The sequence below is a fragment of the Undibacterium sp. RuTC16W genome (genome assembly GCF_049339445.1).
GTDB lineage: Bacteria > Pseudomonadota > Gammaproteobacteria > Burkholderiales > Burkholderiaceae_D > Undibacterium.
The window spans coordinates 280,717-296,219 of the sequence record NZ_JBMPPE010000005.1; the positions used below are offsets into that span (position 1 = coordinate 280,717).

12 protein-coding genes are annotated in these 15,503 nt (G+C 48.4%); 4 read left to right on the top strand and 8 right to left on the bottom strand.

Annotated elements, in window-relative coordinates; translation table 11 throughout:
• Positions 1–11 precede the first annotated feature (11 nt).
• Genes queE through guaB form a run of 4 tightly spaced genes read right to left on the bottom strand, consistent with a single transcriptional unit; the run spans position 12 to position 4,852 of the window.
• Entirely contained in the window at positions 12–647 is a 636-nt protein-coding gene (gene queE / locus ACO0K4_RS12025) for a 7-carboxy-7-deazaguanine synthase (protein ID WP_422956862.1), read from the bottom strand.
• Positions 648–673: 26 nt separating this feature from the next.
• Positions 674–2,269 (bottom strand): glutamine-hydrolyzing GMP synthase, encoded by a 1,596-nt coding sequence (gene guaA, locus ACO0K4_RS12030; RefSeq protein WP_422956863.1) that lies wholly within the window; start codon positions 2,267–2,269, stop codon positions 674–676.
• 17 nt (positions 2,270–2,286) lie between these two features.
• The gene (locus ACO0K4_RS12035) at positions 2,287–3,336 is read right to left on the bottom strand and encodes a GGDEF domain-containing protein (RefSeq protein WP_422956864.1); all 1,050 of its coding nucleotides are present in this window, start codon (positions 3,334–3,336) and stop codon (positions 2,287–2,289) included.
• Positions 3,337–3,391: 55 nt separating this feature from the next.
• Positions 3,392–4,852, bottom strand: coding sequence for an IMP dehydrogenase (gene guaB / locus ACO0K4_RS12040; RefSeq protein ID WP_422956865.1), 1,461 nt, complete (start codon positions 4,850–4,852; stop codon positions 3,392–3,394).
• A gap of 119 nt (positions 4,853–4,971) precedes the next feature.
• Between guaB and ACO0K4_RS12045 the strand changes: the two genes are divergently transcribed.
• Complete coding sequence (locus ACO0K4_RS12045; protein ID WP_422956866.1) at positions 4,972–5,487, top strand: DUF4124 domain-containing protein; 516 nt, start codon at positions 4,972–4,974, stop codon at positions 5,485–5,487.
• Between the two features lie 7 nt (positions 5,488–5,494).
• Here ACO0K4_RS12045 and ACO0K4_RS12050 read toward each other — a convergent pair whose 3' ends face one another.
• Both ACO0K4_RS12050 and ACO0K4_RS12055 read right to left on the bottom strand, forming a co-directional pair.
• Positions 5,495–5,788 (bottom strand): RnfH family protein, encoded by a 294-nt coding sequence (locus ACO0K4_RS12050; protein WP_422956867.1) that lies wholly within the window; start codon positions 5,786–5,788, stop codon positions 5,495–5,497.
• A complete protein-coding gene (locus ACO0K4_RS12055) occupies positions 5,781–6,212 on the bottom strand; it encodes a type II toxin-antitoxin system RatA family toxin (RefSeq protein ID WP_422956868.1) in 432 nt (143 codons plus the stop codon). Before ACO0K4_RS12055 ends, ACO0K4_RS12050 begins: the two co-directional genes overlap by 8 nt.
• A gap of 125 nt (positions 6,213–6,337) precedes the next feature.
• Between ACO0K4_RS12055 and smpB the strand changes: the two genes are divergently transcribed.
• On the top strand, positions 6,338–6,787 hold the full coding sequence (smpB, locus tag ACO0K4_RS12060; protein WP_422956869.1) for an SsrA-binding protein SmpB: 450 nt from the start codon (positions 6,338–6,340) through the stop codon (positions 6,785–6,787).
• 87 nt (positions 6,788–6,874) lie between these two features.
• Here smpB and ACO0K4_RS12065 read toward each other — a convergent pair whose 3' ends face one another.
• The gene (locus ACO0K4_RS12065) at positions 6,875–7,231 is read right to left on the bottom strand and encodes a hypothetical protein (RefSeq protein WP_422956870.1); all 357 of its coding nucleotides are present in this window, start codon (positions 7,229–7,231) and stop codon (positions 6,875–6,877) included.
• A gap of 245 nt (positions 7,232–7,476) precedes the next feature.
• Here ACO0K4_RS12065 and ompR point away from each other — a divergent pair, with 245 nt between their 5' ends.
• Together ompR and ACO0K4_RS12075 are read left to right on the top strand one after the other, a co-directional pair.
• Positions 7,477–8,238, top strand: a complete 762-nt coding sequence (gene ompR / locus ACO0K4_RS12070; RefSeq protein WP_422956871.1) for a two-component system response regulator OmpR — start codon at positions 7,477–7,479, stop codon at positions 8,236–8,238.
• 117 nt (positions 8,239–8,355) lie between these two features.
• Entirely contained in the window at positions 8,356–9,708 is a 1,353-nt protein-coding gene (locus ACO0K4_RS12075) for an ATP-binding protein (protein ID WP_422956872.1), read from the top strand.
• A 189-nt stretch (positions 9,709–9,897) separates the two neighbouring features.
• On the opposite strand, the gene ACO0K4_RS12080 is transcribed toward ACO0K4_RS12075, so the two are convergent.
• The gene (locus ACO0K4_RS12080) at positions 9,898–15,234 is read right to left on the bottom strand and encodes a hypothetical protein (RefSeq protein WP_422956873.1); all 5,337 of its coding nucleotides are present in this window, start codon (positions 15,232–15,234) and stop codon (positions 9,898–9,900) included.
• Positions 15,235–15,503 lie beyond the last annotated feature (269 nt).

Consider the following 15,503-nt stretch of genomic DNA (forward strand, 5'->3'; position numbering starts at 1 on the left):
AATGACGAAAATTACGGTATTTGAAGAAGCTTATGTGTTTGCAGACTCAGCTTCCAGTGCGGATGCTTTTTGCAAAAATCTACAGCGATTTGCAGGTTCTTTGCTTGTTGCGGACCATCCATCGCTTGCACAAAATAGTGCTGAAAATCCAGCGCAGCATAGGCCTGCATATTTTGACCTAGTTGCGGAATCACGACTTTGAGCTCATTGCCCTTGCGAACAACCAGCTCAGAACCCATTTTAGGACTCACGCAGATCCAGTCAACGCCGTCAGGCACAGGCAAAGTACCATTGGTTTCAATCGCAATTTCAAAGCCTACAGCATGCATCGCGACAATCAGCTCAGCGTCCAATTGAAGCAAAGGCTCACCGCCAGTGAACACCACATATTTACTTGCAGCATAATCTTGTGGCCACAAACGGTTGATTGTCTCCGCTAACTCAGTAGCCTGCCTGAACTTGCCGCCACGCTCGCCGTCGGTGCCAACAAAATCGGTATCGCAAAACTGACAAATCGCAGTAGCACGATCCGCTTCCCTGCCCGTCCACAAATTACAGCCAGCAAAGCGACAAAATACGGCAGGGCGACCGGCATGATTACCTTCGCCCTGCAGAGTATAGAAAATTTCTTTAACGCTATATGTCACAAAATTACTCGTTCATTCTTGATGAATTATTCCCACTCGATCGTGGCTGGTGGCTTACCAGAGATATCGTAGACAACACGGTTAATGCCGCGTACTTCATTAATAATGCGGTTAGAGACCTTGCCCAGCAATTCGTGCGGCAAATGTGCCCAGTGTGCCGTCATGAAATCTTGTGTCTGCACAGCACGCAGCGCGACCACATATTCATAAGTACGTCCATCGCCCATGACGCCGACCGATTTCACTGGCAAAAATACAGCGAATGCCTGGCTGGTTGCATCGTACCAGGACATTGCTTCGTCACCCGTCAAGCCGGTAACTTGTGTATTGCGTAGCTCTTCGATAAAAATCGCATCCGCTCGACGCAGCAAATCTGCAAATTCTTTTTTCACTTCACCCAAAATCCTGACACCAAGACCAGGTCCAGGAAACGGATGACGATACACCATGCTATGTGGCAAACCAAGCGCGACGCCTAATTTACGCACCTCATCTTTAAACAGTTCACGCAGAGGTTCAAGCAACTTCAAATTTAATGTATCTGGCAAACCACCGACGTTGTGATGGCTCTTGATGGTATGCGATCCTTTTTTACCTTTGCCAGCACTTTCAATAACGTCAGGATATATGGTTCCTTGTGCCAGCCATTTGGCATTTTTCAACTTGGCAGATTCGACCTGAAAGACCTCGACAAATTCACGTCCGATAATTTTACGTTTAGCTTCCGGGTCTGTGACGCCGGCGAGATGCCCCATGAACTGGGCAGTTGCATCGACATGAATGACTTTAACGCCGAGGTTATTGGCGAACATTTCCATCACCATTTTTCCTTCATCAAGGCGCAGCAGGCCATGATCGACGAAGACACAAGTCAATTGATCGCCAATGGCGCGATGAATCAGAGCAGCAGCAACACTACTGTCAACGCCGCCAGACAGACCCAGAATAACCTCATCTGTACCAACTTGCTGACGAATCGATTCGACTGCTTCCGAGATGTAATCCGGCATGTTCCAGTCGGATTTGCAACCGCAGATTTCATGAACAAAGCGAGAGATAATGGCCTCACCTTGCAAGGTATGCGTAACTTCCGGATGGAATTGCACCGCATAGTAACGACGTTCTTCATCAGCCATTGCCGCGATCGGGCAATTATCCGTTGACGCCATTAATTTAAAGCCTGCGGGCATTTCATTTACTTTATCGCCATGGCTCATCCATACCTTGAGCATGCCATGACCTTCCGGCGTGACGAAATCATTGATGCCATTCAGTAAAGCGGCATGACTGCGGGCGCGGACTTCGGCGTAGCCAAACTCACGTACAAGGCCGTTTTCCACTTTGCCGCCTAGCTGCTCGGCCATCGTCTGCATGCCGTAACAGATACCAAAAACAGGAACGCCCGCATCAAAAACCGCCATTGGTGCGCGTGGCGTATCCCCTTCAGTTACACTATTCGGGCCACCTGACAAAATAATCCCGGCTGCACCGTAGTTGCGAATAAATTCGTCGCTGACATCGTAAGGGTGAACTTCAGAAAAAACGCCAGAGTCACGTACACGACGTGCAATCAGTTGCGTTACCTGGGAACCGAAATCAAGAATGAGAATTTTTGAGTGCATGGGAGTAAATTTTTCAGTCAAATAATAATGTCGGGCTGGGCAAAACTTGCTTGCGCGACGTGATTGTTACCAGCATTTTTCGCTGACAGTAATGCTTTCTCAGCAAGACTAATTAATATTTCTGGCTCAGCATTTGGATACATATCTGTAGATACGATTCCCGCACTGATTGTGAGTTGGATCAGCTCACCCTCAATCTGATCAGGATGCGACATCACACTAATACGTATGCGCTCGGCGACAGCGGTAGCAACCAGCAAGGAGGCTCCGGGCAAAACGATCAGAAAAATGTCATTGCCAAAGCGCCCTAAAGCATCAAACGGCCTGACGCAAGAACGAATGCGACTGACTACTCTGACCATCGCAATATCACTAAACGCAATACCATGCAGATCGCGAATCTGTCCGATCTGATCCAAAGTGGCAAAAATCAGTGCGAGCGGCTTTTCTGACTTGCTGCATCGATCCATTTCGATTTGAAGAGAACGGCTGATTGCGGCTTTATTCCAAGTGCCTAATATCGGATCGATCAAAGACTCACGCTTGAGACTACGATGTTGCCTGGTTAATTCCTGATGTGCCTGATACAAAATACCCGAGGCAATTTCACGCTCAATCAATATAGCCAGATCCGCTAGTAACAAGCGGGATTCATCTTCGAATGGATGTGCCTCGTAATCGAGCAATGCAATATTTCCAACGACTGCTCCAGCCTGATCGGTGATCGGATAGGCCACATAAAATCGGATATAGGGCGCCCCTGTGACCAAAGGATGCGTCGCAATTTCGTGATGTTTTGTCGTGTCGTCGACGATAAAGAGGTCTTCTGCCAATACGAGACTAGAGCAAAACATGGCCTCAATTGCCGCCATGGAGCGCTCACCAGACTCAAATCTGGTCGCCAGGTCACCCAAATGAATCAGACAGTTTGAAACACCAAACAACTTGATGGCCAACCGCTCAAACCGGGCGATTTTCGCCTGATTAGTCTCGGCAAGCAAATCGCCAGTGTTACCACCCAATGGAATAAAGGTCGCGGGGCTAGAACGATCTAGCTGACTTGCCATACCGCACTCCTTGCAATGACCTTAAACACCCGATTAAGCACCCTAGTCACGTCTATCAGTCAGCACGGTAGTTAGGTGCTTCCTTCGTGATCTGGACGTCATGCACATGTGACTCCCTCATGCCGGCCGAGGTAATTTCAACAAATTCAGCTTTGGTATGCAGATCATCAATTGATGCACAACCACAATACCCCATAGAGGAGCGCACACCACCGACCAACTGATACAGAATTGCCAGAACGCTACCCTTATAAGCGACGCGTCCTTCAATACCCTCTGGCACCAGTTTATCTGCATTATTAGAAGCATCCTGAAAATAACGGTCGGCAGATCCATCTGCCATTGCTCCCAGACTTCCCATACCGCGATACGACTTGTAGCTACGACCTTGGAATAAAATAACTTCGCCAGGCGCTTCTTCTGTACCTGCAAACATACTTCCCATCATGACCGTCGATGCACCGGCAGCCAGAGCTTTGGATACATCGCCAGAGAAACGTACGCCGCCATCAGCGATACAAGGTACACCCGTGCCTTTTAAGGCATTGGCAACATTGGCGATAGCTGTGATCTGCGGAACGCCCACACCGGCAACAATACGGGTTGTACAGATGGAGCCGGGGCCAATACCCACTTTGACTGCATCAGCACCGTGCTCAACCAAGGCCAGGGCTGCGGCAGCAGTCGCAACATTGCCACCAATGACTTCGATGTGCGGATACTTTGTTTTTACCCAGCGAACGCGATCTAAAACGCCCTTTGAATGGCCGTGTGCGGTATCGACTACGATCACGTCAACACCAGCTTTGGCTAGCAAATCAATTCTCTCATCATTATCAGGGCCGACGCCGACGGCAGCACCGACACGCAATTTACCTTGGTCGTCCTTAGATGCAAACGGATGTTCTGTTGATTTCTGAATATCTTTTACAGTAATCAGACCGCGCAATTCAAACGCATCATCAACGACCAGTACACGCTCCAGGCGGTGCTTATTCATGAGACGTTTAGCCTCAGCCAGATCGGCACCTTCTTTAACGAATACGAGTTTTTCGCGAGGCGTCATCTTGGCGCGAGCCTCAGCGTAAAGTTCTTCTTCGAATCGCAAATCACGGTTGGTAATAATACCTACGACTGACTTACCCTCTACGACAGGAAAACCGCTAATTCCGTGCTGCTGAGACAAGGCGATGACATCACGTATTTTCATATCTGGCGGAATCGTGATCGGATCACGCAGCACACCGGACTCAAATCGTTTGACCTTGGCTACTTCTCTCGCCTGCTCTTTTGCAGTGAGATTTTTATGGATGATGCCAATACCACCTTCCTGAGCCATAGCAATTGCCAATCTGGCTTCCGTCACTGTATCCATGGCAGCCGACACCAGAGGAATATTCAGTTTGATATTGCGAGTCAAATTGGTCGCAAGAGAGGTATCTTTAGGGAGGATGTTCGAGTATGCCGGAACGAGCAGCACGTCATCAAAAGTGAGTGCTTTTTGGAGTAAACGCATAGTATTTCCTATAGGCGCAAAACCGAATTATACAGAAAACTTGCCGAGACGTCTCCTGCCGTGTAAAACTCTGGAAAATCGTTATTAGATTTAGTGTTGATTTCCTTTGAAAGCTAAGTATGTCTAAATATCAAACATCATTTTTTCTGGGTGCGGTTATGGCGCTGATAATAGCGACACCGGCACATGCGCAGTACGTATGGCTAGACGACAAAGGGAATAAGCAATTCTCTGATATGCCACCGCCTTTAAGTGTTCCAAAAAACAGAATTATCAGATCCCCAAATAAGACAGCGGAAACAAATGCTCCGGCTGCGGACAAATCGGCGGCATCAAGCTCGGCCAGCATAGAGCAAAACAAGCTGGAAAAGCCCGTCACAACAGCCAGCAAGAACGAAGACTTTATGAAGCGCCGGGCAGAGCAAGCAGAAAAAGACAAAAAATCTGCGGAAGAAGCGCAAAACAATGCGGACAAAGCCAAGAACTGTGAACGTGCAAAATCGTATCAAAAAGCACTGGAGTCCGGCGTTCGCATCGCCACTACAGGCAAAGATGGAGAGAAAAATTATATGGATGACAGCAAAAGAGCGCAGGAATTAGCTGATGCCAAACGTGCTACGAGTGGCTGCCAGTAACCAATAATTACTTACCCTGTTTTCTGGCGCGACGTCGACGAGCCTCCATCGGGTCAGCGACTAGCGCCCGATAGATCTCTATCCTATCGCCATCGCGCAACAAGGTATCAAGAGATTTGAGTTTCCCAAAAATTCCGAATTTACACATTGTAAAATTAATCTCCGGATGCTGAAGACCAATCTGACTCTGAGCTACTGCCTCCAGCAAACTAGTGTCAGGCAATACAAATATTTCGATCACACTGACAATATCCGGCGTCGCAAAACAAACCTGCACTTTGAGCGTCTGCAAATTATCCATACAGTTTTTCAGCCCGAGCGCAAAACGAATCGACGAAGCTGTTGGCGATTTTGCTGAACACAGGTCCAATCAGATGTTCAAGTAATTTACTGGAAAATTCATAGCTCAAATCAAATTCGATTTTACATGCATCCTCGCGCAACTCAGTGAACTTCCAGCGTCCCAGCAATTGCTTAAAAGGGCCGTCAACCAAACTCATCTCCATTAGATTGGGCGGCAGGTTCTTATTTTTTGTGGTAAATCTCTGCTTGATTCCATGATAATTGATGGATAATGTCGCAATCAGGTCTTGTTCAGTCCGCTGCGCCACATCAACCTCGCCGCACCATGGTAAAAATTGTGGATAATCTTCCACCCTGTCAACCAAGGCAAACATTTGCGCTGCGCTATAGGCGATAAAAACTGTTTTATGTACGACTGCCATCAATAAGACCCGTTTGCTAGAATCACATTTGAAATTTTAACCGACCTGTTTCTGTTTCCATCATTAGCCGTCTGATAATTAAGGCGCTGTTGCGAAGAAGAGAATGTCATTTATTTTTATATTGCATGAGTATTGCTGATAACAAAAAAGCCTTCCATGATTATTTCATCGAAGAACAATTCGAAGCCGGTATTGTATTGCAAGGATGGGAAGTTAAGTCCATACGCGCAGGACGTGTTCAATTAAAAGAAGCGTATGTGATTGTACGTAATGGCGAAATTTTCTTATTTGGCGCACATATCGGCGCATTGCCTACGGCATCAACGCATATCCATCCGGATTCTGTACGTACGCGCAAACTGCTATTGAATGCAGTTGAGATTAACAAGCTGATAGGTAAAGTAGAGCGTGCGGGCTACACTCTGGTGCCATTAAACATGCACTACACCAACGGGCGAGTAAAATGCCAGATTGGCCTGGCAAAAGGTAAGAAACAGCACGACAAGCGGGACACAGAGAAAGAACGTGACTGGCAGCGAGAGCAGCAAAAAATCATGAAGCAGCATCGCCGATAACAATTACGCCAAATAATTACGTTGAACAATAATTAACAGTTAATGAGCGGCTTAGACCAATAATTTTAATTCGGGCTTCTTTGCTGCTTATTTTGAAGGGACATAAATATCATGTCCTGCATCTTGAATCTGACGCCGGAGCGCGCGGCGCTCATCCAAGGTCATACGGCTACGCTTTTGAGCCGTGTCTGATTTATCTGCAGGGCGTTCAACGCTTTTCTTTACATCAGCCCCCTCATGCTCGGCACCCTCCTTGTCGAACTGACGGTTCATTTTTCGCTCTTGCTGCAGCATTTTTTGCTCTTTACGCTCGGCCTGACGAGCATTCGCCTGTGCTTTTCCAAAACCAAAAAAATTACTGATTCGTCCCGGCTCCGCGCAAGCCGACCCAGCAGACATCAGCGTCAGCACAAGTACGGAATAACGTAAGTACGATATATTCATCAGGTTTATAAAAACAAGGTAGTCAAAAAAATTGGAACCGATCTTTCAGGCAATTCATTTAGTAAGTTATTATTCAAGCGAAATTCTAAGCCTAAATTTATCGATGAGCAGCTAATTAATTACTTGAATTGAGTTTATGCGGTGTTATATCCACACTACGCAGCAATTCAGTAAAGTCTGTAACAGTTTGTAATCCATTAACAATTTTTACCAATCAACCCCATTTCTGACGGTAACATACGAGCATGAATACTATAAATTCCTCTTCTGATTCCCTCAATAGCAATGGCAATAAAGCGAAAATTTTAGTCGTTGATGACGACGTGCGATTACGAGATTTATTACGCCGCTACCTGACCGAGCAAGGATTCAATGTTGTCAGTGCCGAAAATGCACAGGCGATGAACAAACTCTGGATAAGAGAACGCTATGACTTGTTAGTGCTCGATCTGATGTTACCCGGAGAAGACGGACTGGCCATTTGCCGTCGTCTGCGCGGCGCCGGGGATCAGACCCCGATTATTATGCTCACGGCTAAAGGCGAAGAGGTCGATCGTATCATTGGTTTGGAAATGGGAGCAGATGATTATTTGCCAAAACCATTCAGCCCACGTGAATTAGTCGCCCGCATCAATGCTGTATTGCGTCGCAAAGCCCCGGATGAACTGCCGGGAGCACCGTCGGAAGGTCCGCAGACATTCGAGTTCGGCGACTTCGTCCTGGATCTTGCAACCCGCACTCTGAAGAAAAATCAAGAAAACATCGGACTCACTACCGGCGAATTTTCTGTCTTAAAAGTATTTGCCCGCCATGCGAGACAACCGCTATCTCGTGAAAAATTGATGGAACTCGCGCGCGGCCGTGAATATGAGGTCTTTGACCGCAGCCTGGATGTACAAATTTCGCGTTTGCGCAAACTGATTGAGCCAGATCCTTCAAATCCTTTGTACATTCAAACCGTCTGGGGACTGGGTTATGTCTTTATTCCAGATGGACAATCCCGCTAAATCAAACTCTGTCTCATAGGCCTGTAACCACTATATCTAATTTTGGTCATGCAGGCTGCCCCGATATAGTTTTCTCTTTCTACTATTATTACTATATTTTCACTACCTCACCATTCAATGCGCTCTTATCTGAACAATTTTGAATGGTTGAGAAGCGGCCTTTTCTGGCGCACATTTTTCCTCCTTGCTATCCTGGTGATGGGAAGTATGGCCACCTGGTTCGCCAGCTTTCGCATGGTTGAGCGTGCGCCCCGCACACAGCAAATTGCGGCACAAGTCGTTTCTATCGTCACGATTACTCGTGCTGCTCTGACCCATTCGGCACCAGACAAACGACGCGAATTATTGTTCGATCTTGCGAGCAACGATGGCATCCGCGTGTACTTACTGGAAGACACTGACGATATTGAAGAGCAAGACGCGACGCCGGCATTTGAAGAATTACGCGTGGCAATTCAGCGGAAATTGGGCAAAGCAACCCGTTTTGCAAAAAATATGAATGATGTTGATGGTTTCTGGATCAGTTTCGATATCGACGAAGATCGATACTGGCTGCGCCTTGATCAGGAGCGGATTGAACAAACGACGGGAATACAAGTATTAGGATGGGCGGCAGTCACCCTATTCCTCACACTCATCGGCGCAGCAATTATCTCAAAACTGATTAACGATCCGCTGGCACGTATCAGCAATGCGGCACGCATGCTAGCGAAGGGTAAGATTCCTCAACCTTTGCCTGAAAAAGGTCCAAAGGAAATTAAGGAAACAAATAATAGCTTCAACCGGATGGTCGAAGATCTGGAGCGCATTGAATCTGACCGTGCCATCATTCTTGCAGGCATCTCGCATGACCTGAGAACCCCGCTAGCCCGTATGCAGCTTGAAGTGGAAATGGCCTCATTATCAGAGGATTCGCGCCAAGGCATGCAAAGTGACCTTGGCCAGATGGATGACATTATTGGTCAATTTCTGGATTACGCGAAACCCCTGGCTACAGTCACTTTTGACACAATCAATCTGAGTGAACTGCTGGGACGTGTCGTTGAAGAATCCTCGCGGCTACACGACGTACAGATACGCTCAGCGATTACTGCGGATATCCATATATCGGGTAATGCCGTCGAGCTGAAGCGAGTATTCCACAACTTGATTGAAAATGCCCGCCGTTATGGCAAAACACCTGGTACGGATATCGTCAAAATCGACCTTCAGTGCACCTATAAAAATAAAGAAAAAAAACAGGGCCTTTATATCAACCTGCGCGACTACGGAGTTGGCGTGGAGAACGAAGACATCTCACGCTTAATGCGGCCATTCACCCGGGCGGACACGTCACGCAGTCAGGCTAATGGTTCTGGTTTGGGCCTGGCGATTGTTGAGAAGATTATCAAACGTCATGGCGGCCGCCTGCGCATCTCAAATCACGCCAAGGGCGGCTTCGTCGCCCTGATCGCCCTCCCCTCAAGCTAAGACAATCTCAAAGATACGTATGAAAATATGTATTTTTCTAAGATCTCTCAGACATTGAAGACGCCTAAGCAAGCATAAAAAATGGCGCTAAAGTTATCACTTTAGCACCATCATGATCCAATTAAATGAATCCGTTTGAATGAATCTATGTAAATAAATTTATTTACATTTGCATTGACGCCTCTGGTTTTATTTGTTGCTCACGTTATTCGCGACGCCCAGCTCATAAGACAAGCGTAATTGACCATTTGCCTTGGCAGGGCTTACCTGAAGCGGATGAACACTGACAGACGTCGTTACAGGCTTATTGATCTCTAATCCTGCTGCATGTGAAGTTTGCTGAAAACTTAGACTACCCCAAGCTGCGACAGTTGCGACGCCGGCAAAAGCCAAGACCCCTGCAAGAACCGACGTACGCAGACGAAAACCGGGTAACGCAGCTTGTTGAAATTCATTGAAGTTCGAAGGAATCTCTACTGCGACAGGTGCCTGTGCCAACATCTCCTGAGCGCGTTCACGCCAGACGGCACTTTGAGCCTGATTTTTTGACATACGATGAATCAATTCATTGGCGACCGTAGCTGCATGCACATGTTCTTGCTCTAACTGCAAGCGTAATTCTTCGGCTTTTTGCTGTTTGGCGATTTGATCGTTCTGAATTTGTATCAAGGATATTTCGCACTGATGCTGCACCAACTCCAAAGCTTCTGCTGCTTCAACTTTGGCAGCATCTGCCATTGCGGCGGCGTTGGTCTCAGTCATCAATTTTTCTTGCAATAATTCATGAACTCGTTGCTCATGAGCGATACGTTGCAAGACTTGCAGGTGCAATTCTTCATCAACGGCTTTTTGATTTTCTAATGTGTCGTTAATCATTTGTTGCGCTTGCAGACGTTCTTGCTCTGCAGCGAGCAGTTCCGTTTGCAACTGCTCTTGCTTATTCAGTTCCTGCTCAACCAAGGCACGTGCCTGAATGACTTGTTCTGCAGCTTGAGTCAATTGAGCTTCTAGTAAGAGTTTTTCTTGCGCAGCAAGGATGGCTGCTTGCTCTGCCTCCATACGACGCTGACTTTGCTGACATAACTCTTGCTCTGCCTGCATACGCTGCCCGGATTCACTATGCAACTGTTTTTCAAGTGCCATTTTTTGTTCGCTCGCCTCCAGAGCCAGTTCGTTGGTCCTGATTGCCTCAGCATGTAATTGATTCTGCTCTTGTACTGCAATGAGAGTCTTCTGAACCAATTCAGCGGCCTGTAATTCATTGTGTTGCAAGGTCAGAAGTTCGTCAGCATGCGCCTGTGCCAATGCAGCATGCTGGGCTTGCGTCTGTGCGTATTGTTGTGCCAGGACTAGCGCTTCTTGCTCTGCCACATATTTTGCCTGTGCGGCTTCACGTGTATCTTGCTCAACCTGCGCCTTGCGCTGGCACACGGTAAGATAGTCATGTTCTGCCTGTAAGCGTTGTGCAGCTTGATCCGCAATTAATTGTTCCGCTACGCGTTTTTGTTGAAGGACGCTGGCGAGCTGTAGTTCTGATGCCGCTTTTTCATTTTCTAAGCGAGCCAGTTCGCTTGCTTCACGAACTTTATTCTCGGTAGCGGCAAGTGCAGCTTGTCTTGCCTCGGTATGCTGAGTTGAGGCTACAAACAAAGCATGTTCTGCGCTTAGCAATTCTTGGGCATAAAGATTTGCCATCGTCTCTTGCTCAGCACGTTGCTGAGCGACTTGAGCAAGTTCCTGTTCTGCCTGCAAACGCTCCGTCACCTGCTGCTGTGCCATCGTCTCTGCATCGAGTTTTGCCTGTAATTGCGCTGACAATTCTTGCTCTGCATTGAGACGCTCACGCTCTGCCGCGGCAGAAACCGATAACAACTGGTTTCTTTCTTGCAAGGCAGCGGCAGCCTGACGTTTAACCAGAGACTCTTCTATCGAATTTGCCAGCCAGTTTTTTTCCTCGGCATTAAACGCCTCAATGCTGGCGATAGCTTCTTGCTCAGCCTGCAAGCGCAACTGCGCCAAAGTTTGTTTTTCTTGCTCTGTTTGCTGACGTGTTTCCGCTGCAACCAGGGCGCGAGTTTCTGTATCTACACGTTCTTGTATTGATGACTGCAAAGCGACCTCTGTCGCATTACGCTCTGCGATTACCTCAGACAAGGCTTGCTGATCAGCCAGATTTTTTTCCGCCAGTTGATGCAGTAATACTTCTGCATCGGCTTGCGCAGCAAGCTCCTGATACAGTAATTCACTAGCACGCAAAGTCGCGACAGCAGCTTCTCTTGCCGTTGCTTCCACTTGTTGATGCGCCTCTGCAAATTGTGCCAATGCCTGCTCCGCTAGCAATCTGGCCTTGGCTTGTTCCGTCGCATTCTGCTCCGCAAGCAATTTCGCCTCAGTAGCAACCAATAGCGCCTCTTCAGCGTCGACGCGCTGACGAGCAGCCAGAGAGAGGTCAGCTAATTTGTGTGTTTTTTCGACAGTTAGCTGATGGGCTTTATGTTTCGTATCGGCATAGATTTTTACTTGTTCATGCAATTCTTTTTGTGCTTTTACATCCGCTTCGGCTGCGGCATTGGCTTGTTGTTCAAGTGCGGCACGAGCCTGAGCAAGAATAGCTGCTTGCTTCTCAGCATCCGCTCTGGCGATTGCTGCATCGGATGCTAATTTTTCGGCACTCAGACGTTCTTGCTGTGACTGATTTTCTTCTTTCAGTGCAAGCGCTTTTTTCTCTTCAAGGGCAAGTTTGTCTTGCAATGCCGCCAGCGCACTTTGTTGCGATTGCGTTTTCTCTTTTTCCAATCGTGTCAATTGCGTTGCCGCCATCGCACGCGCCTCCGCGGCAATGGCAGCCTCTTGCTCTGCTGCGGCGGTTGCCTGTGCTTGCATCAGTGCTTCTTGTTCGGCCTTAGACTTGATTTCTATCGACAAGCGAACTTGTCTTTCGATATCTAAGCGCGCCAGATGCGCCGCTTCCTGTTCGCGTTCCAACGCAATTTTTGTGTCTATTTCTGCCAGTAATTGCTTTTCTGCGAGCAGTTTTTGCTGAACTGCATCGAGCGCTTTTTGCTCGGATTCAGCACGTTGCTTTAAGGTTTTTTGCAGCTCCAGCAGTTCACTTACTTTGAGCTGTGCAGCGGCGGCAGTTTGTTTTTGCAATTCAGCATGTTCAGTAATTTTTTCGAGACGTATCTGTTCTGCCTGAATCATTCGCTGACGTGCCTCGCGCGCCTCAACTTCTTGCTGATGACGCGCTTCCAGCAAGGTGGTGTGTTCACGGTCTGCCTGAGCACTTGCCAGCGCGGCTTCGGCGATTTGTTTTTCAGCTTCAAGCTTGTCTTGTGCTGCCAACGCAGCATCACGCTCTGCTTCAAAGCGTACTTGCTCAAGCTTGGTCATTTCAACCACTTGACGGGTTTTTACCAACGCCATTTTTGCTACTTTGCGTTGCATTTCGGTTTGTGCGCGGGTTTGCTCCAAGGCGTGCTTTTCTGCCGTAGCTGCAGCTTCCAGCGCCAATCGTTGCTCACGCTCAGATCGCTCTTTGGCGTGAGCGATTTCTTTTGCTTCTTGCTCGGCGCGCAGGCGTGACTCGGTTTCTATTTGCGCGACTTGTTCAATTACCAGTTTTTCTTGCGTCAGCTTTAATACTTCTTGCACGGCATTCGCACGCTTGCGTTCAACCAGAAGTTTTTCTTGCACTACATCAAGCGCTTTGATTTCGTCTTGTGTGCGCTGTTGTTGTACAACCAAAAGTTCACTGGCTTTTTGTTCTTTCTCAATATGAGCGGCAGCCAGTTGTTGTTGCAATTCGACTTGTTCCATGGTTTTCTCCAAGGTCAATTTCTCTGCCTGACAACTGGTTTCATGTGCAATCCGTGCGACCTGCTCTGCCTGTTTTTGCATACGCAAAATTTCCGCATGCGTTTGTTCGGCCTTTGCACGGGCATGTGCCTCATCTATTTTTTGTTGTTCGAGAATCAGTTTTTCCTGCAAGGCCTGAGCGGCTTTTTCTTCTGCTTCTGCACGCATTTTTTCTGCTTTTGCCAACTCCATCGCATTACGTGCTTTGATAGCAGAGGCAATATTGGCCTTCTTCAACTCCACGGCTTTATACGTGGATGCCTTTAAAGCCTGTTGCTCTGAATCGGCCTGCTCTCTGGCGATTTGTTCGGCCTGTTGATCGATCTGACTACGCTCTTTGGCAAGTATCATGGCGCGCTGCTCTTCCTGAGCGCGTTGCTGGGCGACTTTGGTCGCATGTTGTTCCGCGATGCGCCGTTGCTTGGCCTGCTCCGCTGCCTCGGCCTCTGCTTCAAGCCTGGTGCGGGTTTCGGTATCAGCTTGTTGCTCGACTTCAATACGAATCAGCACCTGGGTTTGCAGTTCTTTTTCGGTCTGAATACGTTGCTCGGTAACGCGCTGTATGCGCTCTTCTGCATCGCGACGCGCTTGTGCGGTAGCGGCAGCTACGACTTCAGATTGTTCGCGCCTGACAGAGGCATTACGCAATTCCAGCTCCGATTGCATACGGAGTTGAATTGCGGATGCAGCGCGGCGGTCAGATTCGGCACGCGCCTGAGCGATGGCTTCATGCTCTTGCTCAACCGCGACACGGGCTAAGGCGTCTTCGCGGGCACGAACCTCGGCCGGTGCGCGATTGATCGCAAACTCTAATGCCATTGCTTCTGCCTGGTCACGCTCTTTGCTGACTTTTAGCGCTTCGCTGCGCACTTTTGCCAGCATTTCAGTCGTTTCACGCGCATCTTTATCGCGACGCTCACGTTCTCTGGCTAGCTCAGTGATGCGGGCATCTGCACGGGCGCGCTCTTCGGCTTCGTTTTTTGCAGATTGGGATGCCGCAAAACGTTCTGCGGCCCAATTACGTGCGTTTTGAGTTTCTTTCGCTAGTCTCTCTGCGGCAGTTTTTGCTTTGGCATTGATCTCGGTATCGGCTTGGAGTTGTTCAGCCGCCCTTTGCTTGGCTTCGAGTTCAAGTTTGGAGCGCTTTTCTGCCTGTTCGCGTGCCAAGGTTTCTAATCTGGCGCGTTCTTGTAAATCCTGTGTTTCCTGACTGACGGCAGCGATTCTGGCTTGACTGGCGGCACGCGCCTGGCGCTCGGCCATCAAGCGTGCGTGGCTGCCGGCTATGGCGTGTTCTTCCAGCTGGACTTTTTGCTGAGCGAGGTTGGCGGCTTCTGCTTCGGCTTCTGCACGCGCTTCTGCCAATTCACGGGCACGGGCTTCTGCCTGCAGCCGGGTGTCGGCAGCGACCGTTGCACGGGCTTCCGCCTCAACACGGGCAATCGCCTGCCGGATACCTTTGATGTCGATGCGGGAATTCGATTCCAGCGCCTCGTCAGAAGTGTGAAAATCATCCCGTTGACCAGCGTCCATAGGCACTAAGCCCAGGGATAATCTGTTTAACAATGTTTGATTCGCATCCATATCCAGCTCCTGATTTGATAACCGTTCCTGATGGCCGACTGCGAACTGCGCTGAGTGCGCCGGCTCGCCGGAACTTCTTAACATGGATTATCACTGAATCATTTGCAAACAATTGAGGGAGTAGAACAGGAAAACTAGCTTAATTCTATTATTAGCGAATCATCAGGTCACCGGAAAAATGGCAAGCGTTGACCCAGATTTATCTCGGCAACATTCACTCAAGCAGTCGGGACTTTTCATGCCAGCAATGCTGTGAATACGATTCCGCCTATTTTTTTGCATCTATCTGTTTGAAAAAGAATTATCCGCGTGGCTCACATAACAGGCTCATGGACGTAAAATAGCGGCTGGTT

Coding starts and splice junctions, on each gene's coding strand:
- guaA (WP_422956863.1), bottom strand. CDS start 2,269: ATGCACTCAAAAATTCTCATTCTTGATTTCGGTTCCCAGGTAACGCAA.
- ACO0K4_RS12035 (WP_422956864.1), bottom strand. CDS start 3,336: ATGGCAAGTCAGCTAGATCGTTCTAGCCCCGCGACCTTTATTCCATTG.
- guaB (WP_422956865.1), bottom strand. CDS start 4,852: ATGCGTTTACTCCAAAAAGCACTCACTTTTGATGACGTGCTGCTCGTT.
- ACO0K4_RS12045 (WP_422956866.1), top strand. CDS start 4,972: ATGTCTAAATATCAAACATCATTTTTTCTGGGTGCGGTTATGGCGCTG.
- ACO0K4_RS12050 (WP_422956867.1), bottom strand. CDS start 5,788: ATGGATAATTTGCAGACGCTCAAAGTGCAGGTTTGTTTTGCGACGCCG.
- ACO0K4_RS12055 (WP_422956868.1), bottom strand. CDS start 6,212: ATGGCAGTCGTACATAAAACAGTTTTTATCGCCTATAGCGCAGCGCAA.
- smpB (WP_422956869.1), top strand. CDS start 6,338: ATGAGTATTGCTGATAACAAAAAAGCCTTCCATGATTATTTCATCGAA.
- ACO0K4_RS12065 (WP_422956870.1), bottom strand. CDS start 7,231: ATGAATATATCGTACTTACGTTATTCCGTACTTGTGCTGACGCTGATG.
- ompR (WP_422956871.1), top strand. CDS start 7,477: ATGAATACTATAAATTCCTCTTCTGATTCCCTCAATAGCAATGGCAAT.
- ACO0K4_RS12075 (WP_422956872.1), top strand. CDS start 8,356: ATGCGCTCTTATCTGAACAATTTTGAATGGTTGAGAAGCGGCCTTTTC.
- ACO0K4_RS12080 (WP_422956873.1), bottom strand. CDS start 15,234: ATGTTAAGAAGTTCCGGCGAGCCGGCGCACTCAGCGCAGTTCGCAGTC.